This is a genomic window from Streptomyces sp. PT12 (assembly GCF_003311645.1).
In the GTDB taxonomy this organism is placed as follows: domain Bacteria; phylum Actinomycetota; class Actinomycetes; order Streptomycetales; family Streptomycetaceae; genus Streptomyces.
This window is the reverse complement of the sequence record NZ_QEST01000163.1, coordinates 49,285-70,216: the sequence shown is the minus strand read 5'-3', so window position 1 is coordinate 70,216 and position 20,932 is coordinate 49,285. Positions and strand designations below refer to the sequence as shown.

General features: G+C 74.0%; 13 protein-coding genes. 11 read left to right on the top strand and 2 right to left on the bottom strand.

The window, feature by feature from the left end; translation table 11 throughout:
- Positions 1 to 67 precede the first annotated feature (67 nt).
- Complete coding sequence (locus DEH69_RS18735; protein WP_113688133.1) at positions 68 to 1,018, bottom strand: multicopper oxidase domain-containing protein; 951 nt, start codon at positions 1,016 to 1,018, stop codon at positions 68 to 70.
- 235 nt (positions 1,019 to 1,253) lie between these two features.
- Between DEH69_RS18735 and DEH69_RS18730 the strand changes: the two genes are divergently transcribed.
- From DEH69_RS18730 to DEH69_RS18715, 4 genes are all read left to right on the top strand, one after another.
- Positions 1,254 to 3,635, top strand: a complete 2,382-nt coding sequence (locus DEH69_RS18730) for a ThuA domain-containing protein (RefSeq protein WP_113688159.1) — start codon at positions 1,254 to 1,256, stop codon at positions 3,633 to 3,635.
- Between the two features lie 97 nt (positions 3,636 to 3,732).
- On the top strand, positions 3,733 to 5,634 hold the full coding sequence (locus DEH69_RS18725) for a family 16 glycoside hydrolase (protein WP_113688158.1): 1,902 nt from the start codon (positions 3,733 to 3,735) through the stop codon (positions 5,632 to 5,634).
- A gap of 163 nt (positions 5,635 to 5,797) precedes the next feature.
- Positions 5,798 to 6,058: a CopG family transcriptional regulator gene (locus DEH69_RS18720; RefSeq protein WP_113688157.1), complete on the top strand. Its 261-nt coding sequence runs from the start codon at positions 5,798 to 5,800 to the stop codon at positions 6,056 to 6,058.
- Complete coding sequence (locus DEH69_RS18715; protein ID WP_113688132.1) at positions 6,055 to 6,498, top strand: PIN domain-containing protein; 444 nt, start codon at positions 6,055 to 6,057, stop codon at positions 6,496 to 6,498. Before DEH69_RS18720 ends, DEH69_RS18715 begins: the two co-directional genes overlap by 4 nt.
- A gap of 47 nt (positions 6,499 to 6,545) precedes the next feature.
- Here DEH69_RS18715 and DEH69_RS18710 read toward each other — a convergent pair whose 3' ends face one another.
- Positions 6,546 to 7,883 carry a DUF2252 domain-containing protein gene (locus tag DEH69_RS18710; RefSeq protein ID WP_113688131.1) on the bottom strand — a complete coding sequence of 446 codons (1,338 nt, stop codon included), beginning with the start codon at positions 7,881 to 7,883 and terminating at the stop codon, positions 6,546 to 6,548.
- Between the two features lie 549 nt (positions 7,884 to 8,432).
- Here DEH69_RS18710 and DEH69_RS18705 point away from each other — a divergent pair.
- The 7 genes from DEH69_RS18705 to DEH69_RS18680 are packed head-to-tail and all read left to right on the top strand — an operon-like array spanning position 8,433 to position 20,897.
- Complete coding sequence (locus DEH69_RS18705; protein WP_181727491.1) at positions 8,433 to 10,217, top strand: BTAD domain-containing putative transcriptional regulator; 1,785 nt, start codon at positions 8,433 to 8,435, stop codon at positions 10,215 to 10,217.
- Between the two features lie 5 nt (positions 10,218 to 10,222).
- Positions 10,223 to 12,430 carry a TOMM precursor leader peptide-binding protein gene (locus DEH69_RS31610; protein ID WP_181727490.1) on the top strand — a complete coding sequence of 736 codons (2,208 nt, stop codon included), beginning with the start codon at positions 10,223 to 10,225 and terminating at the stop codon, positions 12,428 to 12,430.
- Complete coding sequence (locus DEH69_RS18700; protein WP_113688130.1) at positions 12,417 to 14,348, top strand: TOMM precursor leader peptide-binding protein; 1,932 nt, start codon at positions 12,417 to 12,419, stop codon at positions 14,346 to 14,348. The genes DEH69_RS31610 and DEH69_RS18700 overlap by 14 nt, the downstream gene beginning before the upstream one ends.
- A 45-nt stretch (positions 14,349 to 14,393) precedes the next feature.
- Positions 14,394 to 15,992 carry a nitroreductase family protein gene (locus DEH69_RS18695; protein ID WP_113688129.1) on the top strand — a complete coding sequence of 533 codons (1,599 nt, stop codon included), beginning with the start codon at positions 14,394 to 14,396 and terminating at the stop codon, positions 15,990 to 15,992.
- On the top strand, positions 15,989 to 18,745 hold the full coding sequence (locus DEH69_RS18690) for a lantibiotic dehydratase (RefSeq protein ID WP_113688128.1): 2,757 nt from the start codon (positions 15,989 to 15,991) through the stop codon (positions 18,743 to 18,745). Before DEH69_RS18695 ends, DEH69_RS18690 begins: the two co-directional genes overlap by 4 nt.
- Entirely contained in the window at positions 18,742 to 19,788 is a 1,047-nt protein-coding gene (locus DEH69_RS18685; protein ID WP_113688127.1) for a lantibiotic dehydratase C-terminal domain-containing protein, read from the top strand. The genes DEH69_RS18690 and DEH69_RS18685 overlap by 4 nt, the downstream gene beginning before the upstream one ends.
- 5 nt (positions 19,789 to 19,793) lie before the next feature.
- Positions 19,794 to 20,897: a M50 family metallopeptidase gene (locus DEH69_RS18680; RefSeq protein WP_113688126.1), complete on the top strand. Its 1,104-nt coding sequence runs from the start codon at positions 19,794 to 19,796 to the stop codon at positions 20,895 to 20,897.
- Positions 20,898 to 20,932 lie beyond the last annotated feature (35 nt).

Genomic DNA, 20,932 nt, shown 5'->3' with positions numbered 1-20,932 from the left:
CGCTCGACGGCGGGGGCCGACCGGTCGGGACGTCGGCGTCCTCGTCCCCGACCGGCCCTGTGGTGCCTCAGTGGTGGTCGGGGGGCGGCCCGGGGATGGAGCCGTCCTCGTTGCTGACGGTGAAGATGCCGACCATGCCGTGGTCGGAGTGGCTCTGGACGTGGCAGTGGTACATCCAGTGGCCAGGGCCCACGTGCTCGCCCGCGTAGACCTGGAAGCCGAACGAGTCGCCCGGGCCGCAGATCTTGTTGTCGATGACGCGGGTGGGGTCGTTGGCGTCGGCGAGGAAGCCGGTGCGGTTGTCCGCCCAGCGGTGACCGTGCAGATGGAACGTGTGGTAGAACTCGCCGTGCGTGATCACGATGAACTCGGCGCGGTCACCGATCTTCGCCTCGAAGTTGGGTCCCCGCTGAAGGTTGTTGGTCGTCATGTCGTTGAAGACGACCGTGAACTGCTTGTCCGGCAGGATGTCGCCCCTGCGGCGGACGATCAGGCCGCCGTACAGGCCGCGTTGGAGCCCGCCGGTGCCGTGGTCGGTGCCCACCACGTGGTCGTGGTAGTTCCAGTAGCCCGCGCTTCCCGGTATCAGGGTGCCGTCATCGCGGGTGCCCGGCTCGTGGGAGTTCCAGGTGTAGAGGCGGCTCTCGCCTGGCGCCACCACGCTGTTGGTGAGGCGTGTGCCGTCGCTGTCGATCGCGTAGTCGACGCCGTGGACATGCAGGCTGACGTCGACGTCCAGGTTGTTGACGAGGTCGATCTGGAGCGTGTCGCCCTCGTACATCTCCAGCAGGGGCCCCGGGATGGTGGCCTCGCCCGGCTCGAAGCCGTAGCCCATCTGCCCGTCGGGCAGCTGCTCGGCGTAGAGGATGAAACGACGGACCTCGCCCCTGGCCGCCGGTCGGTCGGCCCGGTCATGGGTCGCCGCCCGCGCCTGTGCGGCCGTCAGGCCGGCGGGCGCGAGGGCCGCCGCGGCCGCGCCGCCGGCGAATGCTCGTCGGGAGAAGGCTGGTCGTCGCATGTGCTGGCCTTCCTCATGGTCAACGACTCTGAATGGTCAACGACTCTGACGGCGCCTCATGGTATGACCACGACAACAGTTTGCCCACCCTCAGGACAAAGTTTCCCCGTTTCCGGTTATAGCCATTGGCGACTCAGCAAAAGGCGTCTAGCTTCCTAGGGCGTTGCTGCTGTCACCTGAGAGGGGCGCGCGAGCTATGGGCCGCAAGCCACAGGTATGGGCGCTTGCTGTGACCATGTTGATCACCTTGCTGGGCACCGCCCCGGCCGCCGCGGAGAACGACCGGGCCGCCGCCGAGCAGGCCAGCCGGCTGCCCGGCGCGCAGGACGCGCGCGTTCTCGTCTTCCACGCCGCCGACGCGCCGGAGGACCGGACGCGGGCGGGCGTCGAGGCCATCGAGGCCCTTGGCGCGGAAGGACCCGCGGCCGAGCGCTTCGCCGTCGAGTCGACCGACGACCCTTCGGTCTTCACCCCCGTCGAACTGACCTCGTTCAACGCCGTTGTCTTCCTGTCAGCCGAAGGGGCCGTGCTCGACGCGGCCCAGGAGTCGGCGCTCCAGAACTATGTGCGCTCGGGGGGCGGCTTCGTCGGCGTGCACGACGCGGCCCGCGCCCAGCCGGAGTCGGAGTGGTTCACCGGGCTGATCGGCTCGCGCCCCGAGGCGGGCAGCCCCGCGGAGCCGCAGCGGGCCGTCGTCGAGGTCGGCGACCGGGTCAACCCCGCCACCCGGGGCCTGCCGCTCGAATGGGCCCGCAACGACGTGTGGTTCGACTGGGAGAGCAACCCCACGGGCGAGGTCCACACCGTGGCCAGGGTGCGGGAGCGCACCTATGAGCCCGGCGAGGGCGCCGAGGGCTGGGACCACCCGATCTCCTGGTGCCGGGACTACGACGGAGGCCGGTCGTTCTACACCGGCATGGGAGGCACCGAGGCCAGCTTCGGCGAGGCCAACTTCCGCAAGCACCTCCGCGGCGCGCTGCTGTGGACCGGTCGCCTGGCTCGCGCCGACTGCCAGGCGACCATCACGGCCAACTACGCCGCCGAGCGGCTGACCGCGCCCAACCAGCCCGAGGCGCTTGACCAGATCGGCGAGCCGCACGGGCTCGACATCGCCGACGACGGCCGGGTGTTCTACATCGGCCGCGGCGGGCAGTGGAGCAACGCGCCCGTCGTCACCGACTGGAACGCCCCGGACATCGGCCTCGGCCCCGGCACGGTGCACGTCTACGACCCGGCCACCGACGAGGTCACCCTCGCCGCGTCCCTCGAGGTCTTCGGGAACAAGGGCGGCGGCGGCGAGCTGGTGAAGATCGAGGAGGGCCTGGTCGGCATCGTCCTCGACCCGGACTTCGAGGACAACAACTGGATCTATCTGCACTGGACCCCGCACTCGGAGATCGACCGCGAGGCGCACATGGCCGAACGCCGGGTGTCCCGCTTCACGTTCGACCCCGATTCCCGCCGGCTCGACCTGGCATCCGAGGTGGTGCTGCTGGCGTGGCCCGTCCAGATCCACAGCTGCTGCCACGCGGGCGGCGGGATGGACTTCGACTCCGAAGGCAACCTGTATATCGCCACGGGTGACACCAACTCCTCGCAGTTCAGCGACGGTTACTCGGGCAACAACCCCGAGCCCAACCACCAGGGCGTCTCGTTCGCCGACGCCCGCCGCACCGCGGGCAACACCAACAACCTCAACGGCAAGATCCTGAGGATCCACCCCGAGGACGACGGGACCTACACCGTCCCCGAGGGCAACCTGTTCACCGGCGATGAGGAGGGCGGCGGCAAGACCCGCCCCGAGATCTATGTGATGGGCGTGCGCAACCCCGCGCGCATCGCGGTCGATCCGGAGACGGACTGGCTGTACGCGGGCTGGGTCGGGCCCGACGCGGGCGAGCCGAGCAGCACATGGGGCCCCGCGAAGTACGACACGTTCGCCGTCATCACCGAGGCGGGGAACCGGGGTTGGCCCTACTGCATGGGCAACCGCCAGCCGTACCGCGACCGCAACCTGCCCGACCCGACGCAGCCGCTCGACTGGTACGACTGCGACGCGCCGCGCAACGAGTCCCCCCACAACGACGGCCTCGTCGAGCTGCCTCCCGTCACCGGGAACAACATCTGGTACTCCCCGCAGGGCGGCGGCCCCGACTACCCGAGGGACGCCGAGGGCGTCCCCAGCTATGAGCTGGACGACCAGGAGCTCCTGCTGCCCTGGCTCACCGGCGGCGGCCAGGCCACGATGAGCGGCCCGCTCTACCGTTACGACGAGGGCACCGCGAGCGACGCGGCGTGGCCCGAGTACTGGGACGGCAAGTGGCTCGTCGGCGACTTCTACGACGCCGACCAGCCGCGGCACGCCGTGGTGATGGACCCGGGCAACGCGGGCAACGGCGGCCTCCCGGTCCACGCGGAGAGCCTGGACGAGATCATCCCGGCCGGTGAGGGCGGCATCCGCAACCTGATGGACTGGAAGTTCGCGCCCGACGGCTCCCTGTATGTCCTGGACTACGGCCGTGGCTTCTTCAACGCCGACTCCGAGTCCGCCCTGTGGCGGGTCACCTACCAGGGCGGCCCCGCCACCCCGGCACCCGCGGATCTGGCACGGCGGTAACAGCGCGTAACGCAGAAAGGTCGAAGAGAGCGTGAAATCGGCGAAGAGACACGGCGGCGCCCTCGTGGGCGGCCCCCGTCGGCTGCTGATCCTGCTGATGACCCTGTGCCTCGCGGCACTCACCCTGTCGGCGGTCCCGGCCGCGCAGGCCAAGCAGCCCCAGGGCGGCGGCGACGCGGAGGTCGCCCAGGCCCAGACGTTGACCTGGACGGCGGACAACGACATCACCCGCTACAAGACCGCCCCCACCACGGCGGTCGCGGGCGAGACCACGATCGTGTTCGAGAACAGCGCGGCCACCGGCAACACCACGTCGATGCCGCACACGCTGACGTTCGACACCTCGAACCCCGACTACAACAACGACGTCAATGTCAACCTCATGGCTACCCCCAACGACGCCAACGGTGGCCGCTGGGAGGTCACGGTCGACCTGACGCCCGGCACCTACCGCTACTTCTGCGCCATCCCTGGGCATGGCCAGATGCAGGGCGAGCTCGTGGTCACCGAGGACGGCGGCGGTGGCGAGGACACCACGCCGCCCGAGGTGACCGCCACGGTCGAGGGCCAGCAGAACGCCGATGGCGACTATGTGGGCAGCGCGACCGTCTCGTTGACGGCGACCGACGAGGGCTCGGGCGTCGAGAGCATCGAATACGCCCTGGACGGCGGGGAGTTCGCCGCTTACGAGGCCCCCGTGGTCCTCAACACCGTGGGCGAGCACACCCTTTCCTACCGGGCCACCGATGTGGCGGGCAATGTCTCCGACGACCAGTCGACCACGGTCAACGTCGTCGAGCCCTCGGGCGATGACACCACGCCACCCGAGGTGACGGCCACCGTGGAGGGCGAGCAGAACGCCGATGGCGACTATGTCACCATGGCGACCGTCACCCTGGAGGCCACCGACGCCGAGTCGGGCGTGGCGGGCATCGCGTACGCGGTCAACGGCGGGGAGTTCACGCCGTATACCGAGCCCGTCATGGTGCACAGCGTCGGTGACCACACGGTGAGCTACCGGGCCACGGACAACGCGGGAAACTCATCGGAGGCGGGCAGCACCAGCTTCACCGTCGTCGAGGACGACCCGGGCACCCCGCCGCCCGCCGAGTGCCCCGAGTCCGACGACCGCCCGCTGGTGGTCCTGGGCGACACGGTCACCCAGGTGCCCAACCGCGCCAACCCCGACGGCTGCACGGTCAACGAGGTGATCGAGGACGAACGCGCCTGGTCGTCCAACGGCTCCTTCCTGTCCCATGTAGACGAGGTGACCGATGTCCTGGTGTTCCAGGGCGTCATCGACCGCGGGAACAAAGCCGAGATCCTTCAGGCCGCCGAGGTCTCGGGCGTGGGCGCCCCTGGCAACCGCGAGGGCTACGAGCGGATCTTCGACGGGACCGCGCAGTCCCTCGACCGCTGGGGTCATGTCGGAGGCGGGGCGTTCACCCTCAACGACGACGGCTCGATCACCAGCAGCACCGAGGTCGATGGCATGGGGATGCTGTGGTTCCCCGAGGCCCAGTACGGCGACTTCGTGCTCCGGCTGAAGTGGCGCGACGACACCTCGGGCGGCACCGCCAACAGCGGCGTCTTCGTGGGCTTCCCCCGCGTGCACAACCACCCGGAGGAGTCACGGCCCGAGTGGGTGGCCATCAAGTACGGCCATGAGGTGCAGATCTCCGACAACCGCGGCGGGGACCAGTACAAGACCGGCTCCATCTACGGATTCGACCTGGTCAACCGCGGCGAGTCCATGCCGACCCCCAAGGGCGTGTGGAACGACTACGAGATCCGCGTGGTCGACGGCCACTACACCATCACCCGTAACGGGCTGCTCATCAACGAGTTCGACAACACGCCGGGGCAGCTGTTCTCGCCGCCGCGCGCCGACGACCCCGGCACCGACGGGCGGCAGAACGAGACGGGCTACATCGGGCTCCAGACCCATGGGACATCCGATGTGATCACATTCCGCGACATCAGGATCAAGGAGCTGTAAGGCTCGCCGACCGGGGGGACGACGCATCCCGCGCACCCACGCACCCCCCACGCACGAGGGCCCGCCGCCGCCAGCGGCGGGCCCTCGTCGTGTCACCTCGTGTCACCACCTCGCGCCACCACCACGTCCGGCACCCTCGGCGGATGTGTACTACGGTAGGTACATGTCTCTGAAGCGTACCAACGTCTACGCCGATCCCGAAGACCTGGCGATCATCAAGGAGGCGGCCCGGCGCCGGGGCGTGAGCGAGGCCGAGATCATCCGCCAGGGCATTCATCTGGCCGCCATGGCGCATCGCGTCTGGGACGAGCCCCTCTTCTCCCGGACCTTCGAGGGGCCCGGTCGGACCCTGGACCGGGGTGATGTGCGAGAGGCCGTCGCCGATGCCGTCCACCGGGAGACGAAGCCCGGGACCGACACATGATCACCGTGATCGCCGACACATCGGGCCCGCTCGCGGCGCTCGACTCCAGGCACCCGGAGCACCAGGCGGCCAACGAGGCGATCATGGCCGCCGGACTGCTCGTGATGTCGCCTCTGCTCCTCGCCGAATTGGACCATGCCGCCACCCGTGAGCTGGGCCGGGCCGCGGCGGTGAGCGCTGTGGACGACCTCAGGCGCTGGATGGCCAGGGGCCGCGTCGCCCTGCCCGAGGTGTCCGAGCGGCACCTGGCCGCCGCGCAGGCACTCCGGGGCCGCTACGCGGCTCTCGACCTCGACCTGGCCGACGCCGTCAACGTCGCCCTGGCCGCGGACTATGACACCGACGCGATCCTCACCCTGGACCGCCGCGGCTTCCGCGCGGTACGCCCCCTGGGCCGCCACAAGGCGTTCCGCCTCCTGCCCGACGACCTTCCCCTCTGATTCCTCGGACCCTCGGACCCTCGGACTGCTCCTGCCCCTCTGCCCCCTCACAGGCCGCTGATCTGCCCGTTGCGGAAGAGGTCGACAAAGATCTGGTGGTCGGCCCTGGCCCGCGCGCCATAGGCGTGCGCGAAGTCCACCAGCAGCTCGGCGAACGCGTCGCCCTCGTCGCCAATCGCCGCGTCGATGGCCTGCTCCGTGGAGAACGGCACGAGCGAGTGGCCGCTCTCGTCGTCCGCCGCCGCGTGCATGGTCGCGGTGGCCCGGCCCAGGTCGGCGGCCACGTCGGCGATCTGGGCCGGGTCGTCGATGTCGGACCAGTCGAAGTCCACGGCGTAGGGGGAGACTTCGGCGACCAGCTGGCCCGCGCCGCCCAGCTCGGTCCAGCCGAGCCACTGGTCGGCGTGCGCCTGGAGCGCGCGCTGCGAGATCACCGTGCGGTGGCCCTCGTGCGCGAAGTACCCGCGCACGGCCTCGTCGGTGATGTGCCGGGAGACGGCGGGGACCTGCGCCTGCTTCATATAGAGGACAACATCGTTCTCCAGCGCGTCGCTGTTGCCCTCGAGGAGCAGGTTGAACGACGGCAGGCCCGCGCTGCCGATGCCGATGCCCCTGCGGCCGACGACGTCCTTGACGCGGTGCGCGTCGGGGCGGGTCAGGCTGGACTCGGGCAGGGTCGCCAGATAGGAGCGGAAGGCGTCGAGCACCGCCTCGCGCACGTCGTCGTCGAGCGCGATCGCGCCGCCGCCCGGGGCGAAGCGGCGCTCGAAGTCGCGGACCTCGGTCATCGAGTCGAGCAGCCCGAAGCGGGTGCGTGAACGCGCCTGGTGCAGCGCCCCGAGCAGCGGCCCCGCCGCGGTGTCGAGCGTGAACGGCGGCACCTCGTCGTCCTTGGCCCCCGCGGCCAGCAGCCTGATCCGCTCCCGGTAGGCGGTGGCGTAGGCGGTGACCAGGTCGCTGATCATCCCGTCGCTGAGCGCCTTGGTGTAGCCGATGAGCGCCATGGAGGCGGCGAACCGCTTGAGGTCCCACGTGAACGGGCCGACATACGCCTCGTCGAAGTCGTTGACGTTGAACACCAGTCGGCCGTTGGCGGCCAGGTAGGTGCCGAAGTTCTCGGCGTGCAGGTCGCCGTGGATCCACACGCGCGACGTGCGCTCGTCGAGGAAGGAGCGCTCGGCGAACCCCGCCCCCAGGTCCTGGTAGAAGAGGCAGGCCGAGCCGCGGTAGAAGGCGAAGGCGGAGGCGGCCATCTTGCGGAACTTGACGCGGAAGGCCGCCGGATCGGCGGCGAGCAGCTGGCCGAAGGCGCTGTCGAGGACGGCAAGGATCTCCTCGCCGCGCCGCTCGGCCTCGGGCGTGACGGAGTGCTGGGACGACGACATCGCGGGGTGCCTCCCGATGGTGGACGGGGCGCGGGCCTCTCCCGTGACCCCCCACCCCGGCAGCGTACTCGCGCCGCGCGGCCGGGGTCCGCGGGGTCAGCCACCGGTGGCGACGCGGCGCACGGTGGCGACCAACGCGCTGTTGGGGACGCCCTTCTCCAGGTGCGCGGCGACGCCCGCGCGGCGCATCTCGGCCAGCACGCTCTCCTCGCGGTAGTGCGGAGAACGACACGACGCGGGTGGCGGGGGAACGCTCCAGGGTCTCGCGGGCCGCCCGCGTTCCGCCGCCTCCCGGCATCCTGATGTCGAGGATGACGACGGCCGGGGAGCGGGCGTCGTCGAGCGCGTAGTCGAACGACCTGGCGAGGCCGCCCGCGTCGGCCCGGTCGTCGACGCGGCCCCCCGCCCGGGGCCCCGCGCGTCCGATTCGGCAGCAAGCTGACGCGCGAGGGTGCAGCAAGCTGACGCCCAGGGCCCTCCCGGAGGTGACCGCTACGCGAGTAGCGTCTGGGCCGCAGCAGACCGGAACATCACAGGGGGCATCCCACGATGCGGTTCCACGTGCTCGGACCGCTCGAGCTGAGCGAGGGGCCCGAAACGGTCGTCCTCCAGCCGTCCAAGCCCGCCAACCTCCTCGCCGCCCTGCTGCTGCACTCCAACACCGTGGTCTCCTCCGACTATCTCCAGCGGATGGTCTGGGGCGACACCCAACCCGCCACCGCGCGGGCGGCGTTGCAGACGTGTGTGCTGCGGCTGCGCCGCCTGTTCACCAAGCACGGCGTGCTCGACACCCCGATCGAGGCGGTCCCCGGCGGCTACCGGATCACCGCGGACGCAGGCTCGTTGGACCTGGTGGACTTCCGCGAGACCGTCGTGAGGGCCCGCTCCGCCGATGACCCCGAGACCGAACTCGCCCTGCTGCGGGCCGCGTTGTCCCTGTGGCAGGGCGCTCCCCTGCCCAATGTGCGCTCGGGGGCGCTGCACAGGGACGAGGTGCCGCGCCTGGTGGAGGAGCGGCTGACGGCGCAGACGCGGGTGTGCGACCTGCTGCTCGCGCTCGGCCGCCACGGCGCCGCGCTGGTCGAGCTGTGGGGCCACACCAGGGCGCACCCGGACCACGGCCGCTTCAGGGAGCAGCTGATCGAGGCGCTGTACCGGTCGGGGCGGCAGACGGAGGCGCTGGCGGAGTGCCGGAGGTTCAAGGAGCACCTGGCGCGTGAGCTGGGCATCGGGCCTTCGGCCGCGTTGCAGGATCTCGAGCTGGCGATCCTGCGCGGCGACGCGCTCGACCCGGTGGCCGACGCGGTGGCGGCGTCGGCGCCGCCCGCGCTGCCGCCCGTTCCGTGGTTCACCGGGCGGGCGCGGGAGGTCGCGGCGCTCGTGGACCGGCTCGGCGCGCCCGCCGACGCGCCCGTGCTCGAACTGGTCTGCGGGGCGCCGGGGATCGGGAAGACCGCCCTCGTGCAGCATGTGGCGCACCTGGTGCGGGACCGCTTCCCCGGAGGGCGGCTGCTGGTGCGGATGACCGACGCGGCGGGCGCGCCACGTCCGGCGGCCGAGGTGACCGCCGAGGTGACCGCCGGGCTGCCCGCGCCCGGCGCGGGGCGGGCGCTGCTGCTGCTCGACGACGTGGCGGACGCGGAGCAGGCGCGGCCCGCGCTGGCCGCGGCGGCCGGGTGCGCGGTGCTGATCACCAGCCGCAGAAAGCTGGCCGGGCTGATCGCGACGCACGGCGGTCGGGTGCACCGCCTGGAGACGTTCGCGGCCGACGAGTCGCACGCGCTGCTCGTGGCGGTGCTCGGCGGCGACCGGGTGGCCGGGGAGCCGGTGGCCGCGCGGGAGCTGGCCGAACGGTGCGGGCACCATCCGCTGGCGCTGCTGATCGCCGCGGCGCGCCTGATGACGCGGCCCGGGCTGCCGCTGGCCGACGGGGCGCGCTGGCTCGCCGACGACCCGCTGGCCCAGCTGGCGCTGACCGACGACCCTGCCATGTCGGTCGGCCGGGTGCTCTCCGCGGCCGTCGACCGGCTCGGCCCCGGGCTGGCCGAGGCGTTCCTCACGGCCGCGCGGCTGCCGTCGCCGGTGTTCCGCGCCGCCGACTGCGCGGGGCTGCCCGGATTCGCCGATCCGGGCACCGAGGCCGCGGCCGTGCTCGAACGGCTCGCCGACGCGGGGTTGTTGGAGGACGGGCCACCGGGGCCCTATCGCGTCCACGCGCTGTTGCGGCTGTATGCCGCGCACGCCGATCGGGGCCGTGTCGGAGCGGGAGACAACGTCAGAGCGGCAGAGAACGTCGGAGCGGCAGAGAACGTCCGACCGAGAGAGAAGGTGTGACAGGGATGGCCGACGCGTTCGACCGCCTGGCCGGGACCAGGCCCCGCATCCGCCGCGACGTGCTGTTCACGCGGACCCCGGGGGGCGTGCTCTTCCACAACGCGGACGGGGGTTTCCACCTCACCGGGAAGACCGCGTACCGGTTTGCGTCCGTGCTGGTGCCGCGCCTCGACGGGAGCGCGCGCCTCGACGAGCTGTGCGCCGGGGTCGGCGACGCGCAGAAGGCGATGGTGGCCACGCTCGTGGACTCCCTGCTGGAGCGGGGCTTCGCGCGCGACGTGCGCGAGCCCGCGGGCGCGGGGGCGGCGCTGCCGGACGCGGTGACCGCGCGGTTCGCGGCGCAGATCGCCTATGTGGACCACTATGTGGACGGCGCGGACGAGCGGTTCGCGCGGTTCAGGGCGACGCGGGTCGCGGTGCTCGGCGAGGGCGAGACGGCGCGCTGGTGCGTGCTGAGCCTGGTCCGCAACGGCGCGGGGGCGGTCGCGTCCGAGGCTTCCGTGCCCGAGGCCGACGAGGAAGCTGCGGCGCTCGCCGCCGAGGGCGCGCCGGTCGAGCTGACGCGGCTGCCCGCGGGGCGTGAGGCGTTCCCCGGCCATGACGTGGTCGTGGTGACGGGCCGTGACGCGGCATCGCGGACGCACCGGCTGCTGGCCGCGGGGCGGGCGCCGGGGCAACTGCTCATCCCGGCCTGGACGTTCGGGGAGCGCGCGGTCGTGGGCCCGCGCGCGGGGGGCGAGGGCGAGGGGGGCGGCGGCTGCTGGTCGTGCGCGCTGCTGCGGCTCGGCGGCAACGTGGACGCCGCGGCGGCGGCCGAGCTGTGGAGCGAGGTGGCGGGCGGCGCGAGCGCGGCGGCGGGCCCGCCCGGCGGGGCGCTCGCGGGGCCCGTGGCGGCGATGGTCGGGAACCTGCTGGGCTTCGAGATCTTCCGCACCGCGACCGGGGCGCTGCCGCCCGAGACCGCGGGGCAGGTGCTGATCCAGGACCTCGACTCGCTCGACGTGGTGGCCGAGCCGCTGCACCCGCATCCGCGCTGCCGGTTGTGTGCGGGCGCGCCGGGGGCGGTCGGCGAGGCGGTCGGCGAGCTCTCGGTGGCGCGCACGGTGACGGTGGAGTCGGCCAGGGACGCCGAGGACCTGGTGGCCGACCTCAACCGGGTCGGCGCGGCCCTTGTCCGCCCGCACACGGGCGTGTTCACGCGCTGGGACGACGAGGCGCTGCCGCAGACGCCGCTCAAGGTGACGCGGCTCGAGACCGTTCCCGTGGCGGGAGCGCCGCGCCTGATCGCGGCGTTCGACGTGCACCACCTGGCCGGGGCGAGGCAGCGGGGGCTGCGGGCGGCGGCCGGGGTGTGGACCGAGCACGCGGTCCCCGCGGGAACGCTGCCGGGCGGGCCCGGCGAGCTTCCGACCGTGACGCCCGGCCAACTGGCCACGGGCGGTGGCGCGTTCACCGGCGAGGACATCGCGGCCTGGACGGCGGTCGCGTCGCTGCTGACCAAGGAGCGCGTCGCGGTGCCCACGGCGGCGCTGCGCCCGTTCGGCCCGCACAACAGGGACCGGCTCGTGCTCGGCGGCGCCGCGGGCGTCGGGGCGGGGGCGACGCCTGGCGAGGCGGCGGGGCACGCGCTGCTGTCCGCGCTGGCGCACGAGGCGCTGCTGCGCGCGGTGCGGGGCGCCGGGCGCGTGGCGCTGCTGCCCGCGCCCCCTGAGGCGGCGCGCGCCGGTGCCGGACACGTCCCCGCCGAGCGGGTCTTTCTGCACCGCTCGGCCGGGACGCTGGGCGTCGGGGTCGAGCTGCTCGACCTGGGCGAGGCCGAACGCAGCGGCGCGCACGTCGTGATGGCGCGCGGGACCGAGGGAGCCGCGGCCGGGCGCTGGGCGGTCGGGGCCGACCTCGACGGGGAGGCCGCCGCGGTGGCCGCGCTGCGCGACCTGCTCGGGGCGGTCCAGCTGGCCGCCGCGACCGGCGAGGATCCCGACACCGGCGACCCGCCGCTGGTCGACTTGGCGCCCGGCGCGATCGCGGTCACGGCCGCGGCGCCCGAGGGGGCGGCGTGCGGCGCGCCGCTGGCGTTCGGCGCGGTGCTCGAACGGCTGCGCGCGGCGGGGCGCGACGTGCTGCACGTCGCCGACACCCCGGCCGACCTGCGGGCCGGTGGGCTGCACACCGCGCGGGTGCTGCTGACGCGGGGCGGCGATGGCGACCACTGAGCCGCTGGACGACGCCTGCCAGGAGCTGGCCGAGCTGATCGCCGCGGCGCTCGCCGCGCTCGCGCCCGCGCCCGGTGGGCGCTCCGCGGTGTCCGTCGCACCGCTGGGCGTGGCCGACGCGTTCGCGGACACCTCGGACGTCCCGCGCGGCGTCGGCGAGGCCGTGCCGGTGCGGATCCACGGGCGGCACGCGGTCGTGGGTCCTGTGCCGGGGCCGCCGGGCGGCGCGCCCTGCGCCCGCTGCCTCGAACGCCGCTGGCAGTCGGTCCGCTCCCCCGCGCTGCGCGACGCGCTCGAACTGGGCGGCGACACCGCGGCGGTGGGCCGCACGCCGTATGCCACGCCGTTCGCCGCGCACGCGCTGGCCGCCGTGACCGCGGCCGCGCTCGCCGAGCCCGCGGGGCGGCCATCGGTGCGCCTGGTGGACCTGGAGTCGCTGGCCGTGCGCCGCTATCCGCTGCTCCCCGACCCCGAGTGCCCCGCGTGCGGGCGGCCCGAGCCCGACACGGCCGAGGCGGCGACGCCGACCCTGCGCCCGGCGCCCAAGCACAGCCCCGGCGCCTTCAGGGTGCGGGACCTGGACGCCTACGACCTGCCGACCGACGCCTACGCCAACCCCGTGTGCGGGGCGCTCGGCCCCTCCGTGGTCCACGACGTGTCATCGACGTCCACCTCGGCCGCGATCGGCTGCTTCTCGCTGCGCTCGGGCGACTATCTGCGGGAGACGTTCTGGGGCGGGCACACCGACACGTTCCGCGACAGCGTCAGAGTCGGGATCCTCGAAGGGCTCGAACGCTACGCGGGCATGCGCCCCAGGGCGCGCGCCTCCGCGGTGCGCGACAGCCTCGACGGGCTGCGCGCCCGGGGCCTGGCGGCGCTCGACCCGCGCGAGTGCGGCCTGTACGCGGAGGATTTCCACCGCGCGAACCCCGGGATCGCGCCGTTCACGCCGGGGCGGACGCTGCCGTGGGTGTGGGGGTACGCGCTGGGCGCGGGGCGGCCCGTGCTGGTGCCCGAGGTGCTGACGTACTACCACGCGCCCGGGCTCGCCGACCGCTTCGTGCAGGAGAGCTCCAACGGCTGCGCTTCGGGCGGCTGTCTCGAGGAGGCCGTCTACTTCGGGCTGATGGAGGTGATCGAGCGCGACGCGTTCCTGCTTGCCTGGTACGGGCGGGCGGCGCTGCCCGAGCTCGACCCGGCGAGCAGCGAGCGGGCGGCGACCCGGCACATGGTGGACCGGCTGGCGATGTACGGGTACCGGGCCCGGTTCTTCGACACCAGGATCACCTTTCCGGTGCCGGTGATCACCGGGGTCGCGGTGCGCGAGGACGGCGGGCTCGGCCGCATGTGCTTCGGCGCGGGCGCCAGTCTCGACCCGGAGGCGGCGCTGGCCGCCGCGCTGTGCGAGATCGCGACCGACGCGGTCAACCTGCCGGGCCGCACCGCGGCGGACGAGGCGCGGCTGCGGGCGATGGCGGCCGACTTCGACCTGGTCACGGCCCTGCACGACCACCCGCTCGTCTATGGCGTGCCGGAGATGGGCGAGCACGCGGCGTTCCTGCTGGGCGCGCCGGGTGAGCCGGAACGGCCGCGGCACGCGCTGCGGGAACGGTTCGGCGACGGCTCGGTGCCCCCGGTCTCCGACGACCTGCGCGACGACGTGGCCGCGTGCGTGGCGGCGGTGACCGCGGCGGGCTTCGAGGTGATCGTGGTGGACCAGACGGCGCCGGGGCAGCGGGAGTTGGGGCTGTGCACGGTGAGCGTGATCGTGCCGGGGCTGCTGCCGATCGACTTCGGCTGGGCGCGGCAGCGGGCGCTCGGCATGCCGCGGCTGCGCACCGCGCTGCGCGAGGCGGGGCTGGCCACCCGCGACCTGACGCCCGGCGACTTCAACGCCGCGCCCCACCCGTTCCCATGACCGCCGCCGACCGAGAGCGACCGAGAGCGACCGAGGGAGGTCCCCATGGGGTACGCCCATGACTACGCCACCGCGATCCTGCACCGCGGCCGGACGCCGATGGAGCCGGTGGACTTCGTGCCCGACTGGGCCGACGGGCCGCGCAAGACCAAGCACTACCCGGGCGCGGACGCGCTGCCGCTGCCCGATGGCGGCCCCTGGCCGCCCGGCGCCTCGGTGGCGCGGGGTCTCGCGGGCGGGCCGATGGGCGGCCCTGGGGAGCGGGTGGCGTTCGACCGGGCGCTGCTGGGTGAACTGCTGCGGGACTCCTACGGGTTGACGGGGCGCCGCCTGGGCGTGCAGGCCAACACGGACCTGGACGCGCTGCCGTTCTACCCCCTCGCCAACTGGTCGAGGGGCACCGCGTCGGGCGGTGGCCTCTACCCCGTCGCGATCTACTGGGTGTCGGGCCCGAGCGATCCCGCGCCGCCCGGGGTGCACCACTACTCGCCGCGCCACCACGCGATGCGGCGGCTGCTGACGGGCGATGTCACGGGCGAGGTGCGGGCCGCGCTCGGCGAGGACGCCCCTGGCCCGGTGACCGATCAGTACCTGGTGCTGGGGATCAAGTACTGGCAGAACGCGTTCAAGTACAACAGCTTCTCCTTCCACGCGGTCTCGATGGACCTGGGGGCGCTCCTGGGCACATGGCGCCTGTGGTTGCGCGCCCGGGGCGTGGAGGTGGAGCCCGCGCTGTGGTTCGACGAGGAGCGGCTGGCGCGGCTGCTGGGCGTCGAGGGCGCCGACGAGGGCGTGTTCGCGGTGGTGCCGCTGCCCTGGACGGGGGCGCGCGAGCCGGGTCCCGCGCCCCAACGCGCCGCGGTGCGCCGCAGGGATGCCGAACGCTCCCGGCGCGTGCTGTCGTTCGAGGCGTTGCGCGCGATGCAGGAGGCCACGTCGGCGCACGCGGGGCGCCGTCCGGGCCCCGGCGCGCTGGCCCCGGCCGCCGCGCTGCCGCCGCCCGAGGGGGCGACCGTGGCGCTGCCGCCGCCCACGCCGCTGGACGCGGGGGTGCGGGGCGCGCTGCGGCGCAGGCGCAGCAGCTTCGGCAGGTTCGCCGCGGGGCGGCCCGTGACGGGCGGGCAGCTGGCGGCCGCGCTGGCCTCGGCCGCCGCGGGGTCCAGGATCGGCGGGGACGGCGAACGGGCGGGCGCGGACGGGCTGGTGAAGCTCTACGCCCTGGTCAACCATGTCGAGGGCGTGGCCCCCGGCGCCTACGCCTATGTGCCGGAGCGCGGGGCGCTGCGGCGGGTCACCGAGGGGGCGCCTGGCCCGTTCCTCCAGAGGACCTATTTCCTCGCCAACTACAACCTGGAGCAGGCGGGCGCCGTCCTGGTGCCCACGGTGCGCACGCACGCCGTGCTCGACGCGGTGGGCGACCGGGGATACCGGCTGGTCAACGCGCTGATCGGGGCGGTCGCCCAGGCCACCTACACCGCGTCGGCCGCGCTCGGCCTCGGCTGCGGGGTGGCGCTGGGGTTCGACAACGTCGCCTATCGCGAGGAGCTGGGCCTCCTGGAGACCGACGAGGCCCCGCTCCTGATCATGATGATCGGACATGAACGCCCCGCGCCCGCCGACTTCCGTTTCGAGATCGCCCGATGAGCGGGGGCGGCGGCGAGGCCGAGGGCTGGGAGCTGGGGCCGCACTTTGTCGCGCGGATCGCCGGGCTTCCGGTGGATGCCGTGCGCCGGTTGCGCGCGCCGGGCGCGCGACGCTGGGCGGACGAGGTGCTCGACGAGGGGGAGCGCCTCGCCTCGGCCGGTCGGCGGGTCGGCGACCTGCTGCACGGCCTGGTCGGCGGGCTGGACGACGAACGCGCCAGGCGCGCGCTGCTGCGGCTGCGCCGCGAGGCGTTCAACAACCGCGTGCCCGCCGACCAGGCCGCCGCCTCCGCGCTCGTCAACCGCCTTGACCCCGCGGTGGGCGCGGCGCTCGACGCCTGGCTCGAAGGGCGCGGGCGGCTGGCCGAACGCGAGGCGGCGGGCGAGGCGCTGCTGGCCGCGCAGTCGGCGCGCGCCAGGGGCGAGCTGCGCAGGCTGGCCGCGGGGCGGCGGCTGCGGGACGGGCTGCTGCTGGCCTCGCCCGCGCTCGACGCCCAGCTCGACGGCTGGCTGGCGGCCGCGCCGCCGGGCGGGAGCGCAAGGCCCGGCAAGCGCGCGAGGAAGATCGAGCGCTCGCTGCTCGCGTATGTGTACCGGACGGCGTGCAAGACCAGCCCGTTCAGCTCGTTCACGTCGGTCGCGCCCGGCACGTTCGCGCCGGGCGCGGGCCAGGGGCCGGGCGAGCTGTGCTCCTGGGGGCCCTGGGTGAGCCATCCCCGGCTCAACGTCCTGGCGCTCGGCCGGATCGCCGAGGCGATCGTGGCCGACCCCGCGCGCCGCGCCGACCTGCCGGTCGCCCCGGCCTCGGGGTGGGGCCGCGACGAGGACCGGGTGCGCTATGTGCGGCGGTGGGTGACGGCGGGTGACGACGACACGGCCGTCACGTTCGACGCGGTCAAGGACCGGCTGTTCTTCCTGCGGCGCAGCGGCGCGCTCGACCGGATGCTCGACTTCTTCGACGCCAGGCCCGAGGCGCGCTACGGGGAGCTGGCGGCGTGGCTGGCCCGGTCCCTGCGGGCGCCCGAGGCGGAGGTCGAGGACTATCTCGCGGCGCTGCTGCACGTCGGGATGGTGCGGGTGCCGACGCTGACGGTCGGGGTCCACGACACCGATCCGCTGCGCGCGCTGCGCCGTTCGCTGCGGGAGCTCGGCCGGGAGTGGGCGGACCGCACGGCCGCCGCGCTGGACGGGCCGCTGGCGTGCCTGGCGCGCTACCCGGCCGCCGACCCCGCCGAGCGGCGGGCGCTGCTGGCCGAGCTGCGCGACCGACTTGCCGCGATCCAGCGGGACTTGGGCGAGGAACAGCCGAGGGTGCCGCGCACCGTGCTCTACGAGGACGTGGTCGCGCCCGCGGTGACCGCCGAACGCGAGCGCTGGGCCGAGGCGCTTGCCGAGCCGCTGCGCGCGATCGAGCCCGTCCTCCCGGCGTTCGACCTGACGCTGCCCCAACGGCTCACGTTCAAGGGGTTCTTCCTGGCCCGGCACGGCATCGGCGGGCGCTGCGACGACCTGCTGCGGCTCATCAACGACTTCCACGAGGACTTCTTCGACCAGTATCTGTCGTTCGCCGCGCGCCGGAAGACGTTCGACGCGGCGGGCGAGTATGTGCCCGAGGAGAACTGGCTGGGCCTGCCGCAGCTCAAGGCGCTGGACGCGGCGCGTTCGGCGTTCGTCGCGGGGATGCGGGCGCGCTGGGCCGCGTTCGCCGCCCCCACCTCCGGGGACCCGGGCGAACTCGCGCTGGACGCCGGTCTGTTGAGGGAGACGGCGGCCGAACTCGCCGGTCTCGACGCGGGACCCGCGCTGCACTCCCACCATGTGCAGCTGGCCGAGCCGCGCGGGGGCGGGGGCGGGCCGCTGGTCGTCCTCAACCGCTCCTACGGCGGCCTGTCGTTCCCCTTCAGCCGCTTCACCCACTGCCTCGGCCCCGGCCTGCCGGGCGCGTTGCGGGAGCGTGCGGCCCGGCTGCGGCCCGAGGGCGCGGTGTTCGCCGAGGTCACCGGGGGCCCGGTGACCAGCAACCTCAACCTGCACGCGCGGCTGACCGATTGGGAGATCGTCTGCCCCGGCGAGACCAGCGGCGCTCCCCCCGAGCGGCGGATCCGCCTCGACGAGCTGGTGATCGAGCACGACGAGGCCGCCGACCGGCTCGCGCTGCGCGCCCCCCGGCTCGGCGTCGAGGTCATCCCCGTCTATCTGGGCTATCTGGTGCCGCTCGCGCTGCCCGAGGTGCCGCGCACCCTGCTGCTGCTCTCCCCCACCTCCATGGCGCCGCTCGACGTGTGGGGCGGGGTGCCCGAGGGCGAGCCGCACCGCGGCGTGACCCGCCGCCCCCGGGTCACCCATGGCAGGCTCGTGCTCGCCCGGCGCTCGTGGAGCGCCCCCGCGGGGGCGCTTCCGCTGCGCGAGCGGGGCGCGGGCGAGGCCGAGTGGTTCCTCGGCTGGCACCGCTGGCGGCGCGAACAGGGCGTCCCCGACCGGGTGTTCGCCACCGTCGCGGACAGCGGGCAGCGCGGGGCGACCGGCGCCAAGCCGCACCCCGTGGACTTCGACAGCCCGCTGTCGCTCGCCGCGTTCGAGGGGCTGCTCAAGGACGCGGGGGCGCGCGTGGTGCTGCGCGAGGCGCTGCCCGACGAGAACGACCCCGGCACGGCCGCCGACGACGGCGGCCATGTGACCGAGCTGGCCGTGGAGACGGCGACCCCGGCGAGACCTCGGAGCGCGAGACCCCAGGGCGAAGGAGACACCCCGTGACAAAGACGCCCGCGGGCGGGTGGCAGGCCGTCCACATCCACTACGCCGCCAACCCCCGCCCGCTGCTGCTGCACTGCGTGCGCCCGCTGATCGCCGGGCTGTCCGCCGACGGCCTGCTGGCGAACCACTTCTTCATCAACTACTGGCTCGAAGGCCCCCATGTGCGGCTGCGGCTCAGGGCGGCCACGCCCGAGGCCGAGCCCGAGGTGCGGCGCCGCGCCGACGAGGCGATCGACGCCTTCCTGGCCGCGCGGCCCGCGCTCTACGAGGTGGACACGGGCTTCCTCAACGACTTCTACAACCAGCTGTTCGACATCGAGTTCCCCGGGGCCGAGCGCGCCGCCCACCTGGACGCCGAAGGCCGCATGCGGCTCATGCCCAACAACTCGCGGCACTGGACGCGTTACGAGCCCGAGTACGGCAAGTACGGCGGCCCGGCCGGGGTCGCGCTGGCCGAGTGGCACTTCCGGCACTCCAGCGACCTGGTCATCGACGCGCTGGCCACCAAGAACCTCCATCTGCGGACCGTACTGCTCGGCACCTGCGCGCAGTTGATGCTGGTGATGGCCGCCGCGTTCGTCCCCGACGACGACGCGCTCGCCGACTACTTCGACAGCTACTACGCGTTCTGGCACAAGGCGTTCCCCGGCACCGGGTTCATCGGCTCGACCGAGTACGAGCGCAAGGCCGACGAGGTCGCGGGCGACCTGGCCCGCTGGCACGCCCTGATCCGCGACGCGGCCGCGCCGGGCGGCGGGACCGGCGGGGCGCGGCTGCCCGCCTTCCTGGCCCGCTGGGCGGAGCACTGCGGCAACCTGCGGGACCGCGCCGTCGCGTTGGCCGACCGGGGCGACCTCACCTTCCGCTCGTGGGACGGCGAGCGCGACGAGCGCGTCACCGACCGGCACGAGGCGCTGGTCCGGCTGCTCTCGCCCTATATGCACATGACCAACAACCGGCTGCACGCCACCATCCAGGACGAGGCGTATCTCGCCCATGTGCTGGGCCGCGCCCTCAGGTCGCCATCGGCGGCGCGGGGGTGAGCGCGATGGAGACCCTGGCCGGCCAGCGGCCGAGGCTGCGCCCCGACGTGCTGCTCAGCGAGCCGCTGCTGCGCGGCCCCAAGACCGTGCACCTGGTCAAGGACCCGGTCAACGGGCGGTCGTTCGAGGTCGGGCCGCGCGAGGGCTTCCTGATGGCGCGGCTCGACGGCGCGCGCACGCTGGCCGAGATCGGCGACGCCTACGCGGGCGCGTTCGGCAAGCGCCTCGGCGAGGCCCACTGGCGGCACCTGCTCCACCTCCTCGGCAGCCGCGGCCTGTTGGAGTCGGGCGGCGGCCCGGTGACCGGCCCGGAACCGGCGCCGCGGGCGGAGCGCCCGCACAATGGCCTCCTGCGGGGCAGCGTCCGCCTGGTCGCCGACGCGCACGCCACCGCGACCCGCCTGCACCGGGCGACGGGCTTCCTGCTGCGCGGCCCCTGGCCCGCGCTGCTGCTCGCGCTGGTGATCGCCGCCGAGGCCGCCAAGATCGCGCGGCTCGGCGAGCTGCTCGACGGCGTTGAACGGGTCTTCGGCAACCCGGTGCTGCTCGCGGGCGTGGCGACGCTGCTGTGGTGCTCGACGGCGCTGCACGAGCTGGCGCACGGCGTCGCGGCGCGGCACCACGGCGGCCGGGTGGGGGAGATCGGGCTGCGCTGGCGGCTGCCCGTGGTCATCATGTACTGCACCGTGGAGAACTACCCCTGGCTCTCGACCCGTCGGCACCGCATCGTGGTCGCGGCGGCGGGCGCGATGGCCAACCTGCTGTTCCTTCTGCCGTTCACCGCCTGGTGGCTGGCCGCGCCTCCTGGGGCCACCAGGGAGGCGCTCGCGGGGCTGCTCTTCCTCGGAAGCCTCCAGGCCCTCGCCATGCTCGTCCCGCTGCCGCCGCTCGACGGCTACACCATCGTGGGGCAGGCGCTCGGCGCCACCGGGCTCGCCGAGTCCAGCCGCCGCTACCTCGCGCTCGCGCTGCGCCGCGACCCGGCAGCCGCCGCGTATCCGCGGCGGGCGCGCGTGGCGTACACCGCGTACGGCGCGGGCGCGGCGCTCGTCGCCGGGCTGCTGCTCACGGCCCTCGTCCTGCTCGCCACCGCCCTGCTGACCCCGTGAAGCCGCCCCGCCTGTCACGCCGCCCCGCCCGTTCA

Bases quoted from the DNA above. Each gene is read 5' to 3' on its own strand.
- DEH69_RS18735 (WP_113688133.1), bottom strand. From the start codon at position 1,018: ATGCGACGACCAGCCTTCTCCCGACGAGCATTCGCCGGCGGCGCGGCC.
- DEH69_RS18730 (WP_113688159.1), top strand. From the start codon at position 1,254: ATGTTGATCACCTTGCTGGGCACCGCCCCGGCCGCCGCGGAGAACGAC.
- DEH69_RS18725 (WP_113688158.1), top strand. From the start codon at position 3,733: ATGACCCTGTGCCTCGCGGCACTCACCCTGTCGGCGGTCCCGGCCGCG.
- DEH69_RS18720 (WP_113688157.1), top strand. From the start codon at position 5,798: ATGTCTCTGAAGCGTACCAACGTCTACGCCGATCCCGAAGACCTGGCG.
- DEH69_RS18715 (WP_113688132.1), top strand. From the start codon at position 6,055: ATGATCACCGTGATCGCCGACACATCGGGCCCGCTCGCGGCGCTCGAC.
- DEH69_RS18710 (WP_113688131.1), bottom strand. From the start codon at position 7,883: ATGTCGTCGTCCCAGCACTCCGTCACGCCCGAGGCCGAGCGGCGCGGC.
- DEH69_RS18705 (WP_181727491.1), top strand. From the start codon at position 8,433: ATGCGGTTCCACGTGCTCGGACCGCTCGAGCTGAGCGAGGGGCCCGAA.
- DEH69_RS31610 (WP_181727490.1), top strand. From the start codon at position 10,223: ATGGCCGACGCGTTCGACCGCCTGGCCGGGACCAGGCCCCGCATCCGC.
- DEH69_RS18700 (WP_113688130.1), top strand. From the start codon at position 12,417: ATGGCGACCACTGAGCCGCTGGACGACGCCTGCCAGGAGCTGGCCGAG.
- DEH69_RS18695 (WP_113688129.1), top strand. From the start codon at position 14,394: ATGGGGTACGCCCATGACTACGCCACCGCGATCCTGCACCGCGGCCGG.
- DEH69_RS18690 (WP_113688128.1), top strand. From the start codon at position 15,989: ATGAGCGGGGGCGGCGGCGAGGCCGAGGGCTGGGAGCTGGGGCCGCAC.
- DEH69_RS18680 (WP_113688126.1), top strand. From the start codon at position 19,794: ATGGAGACCCTGGCCGGCCAGCGGCCGAGGCTGCGCCCCGACGTGCTG.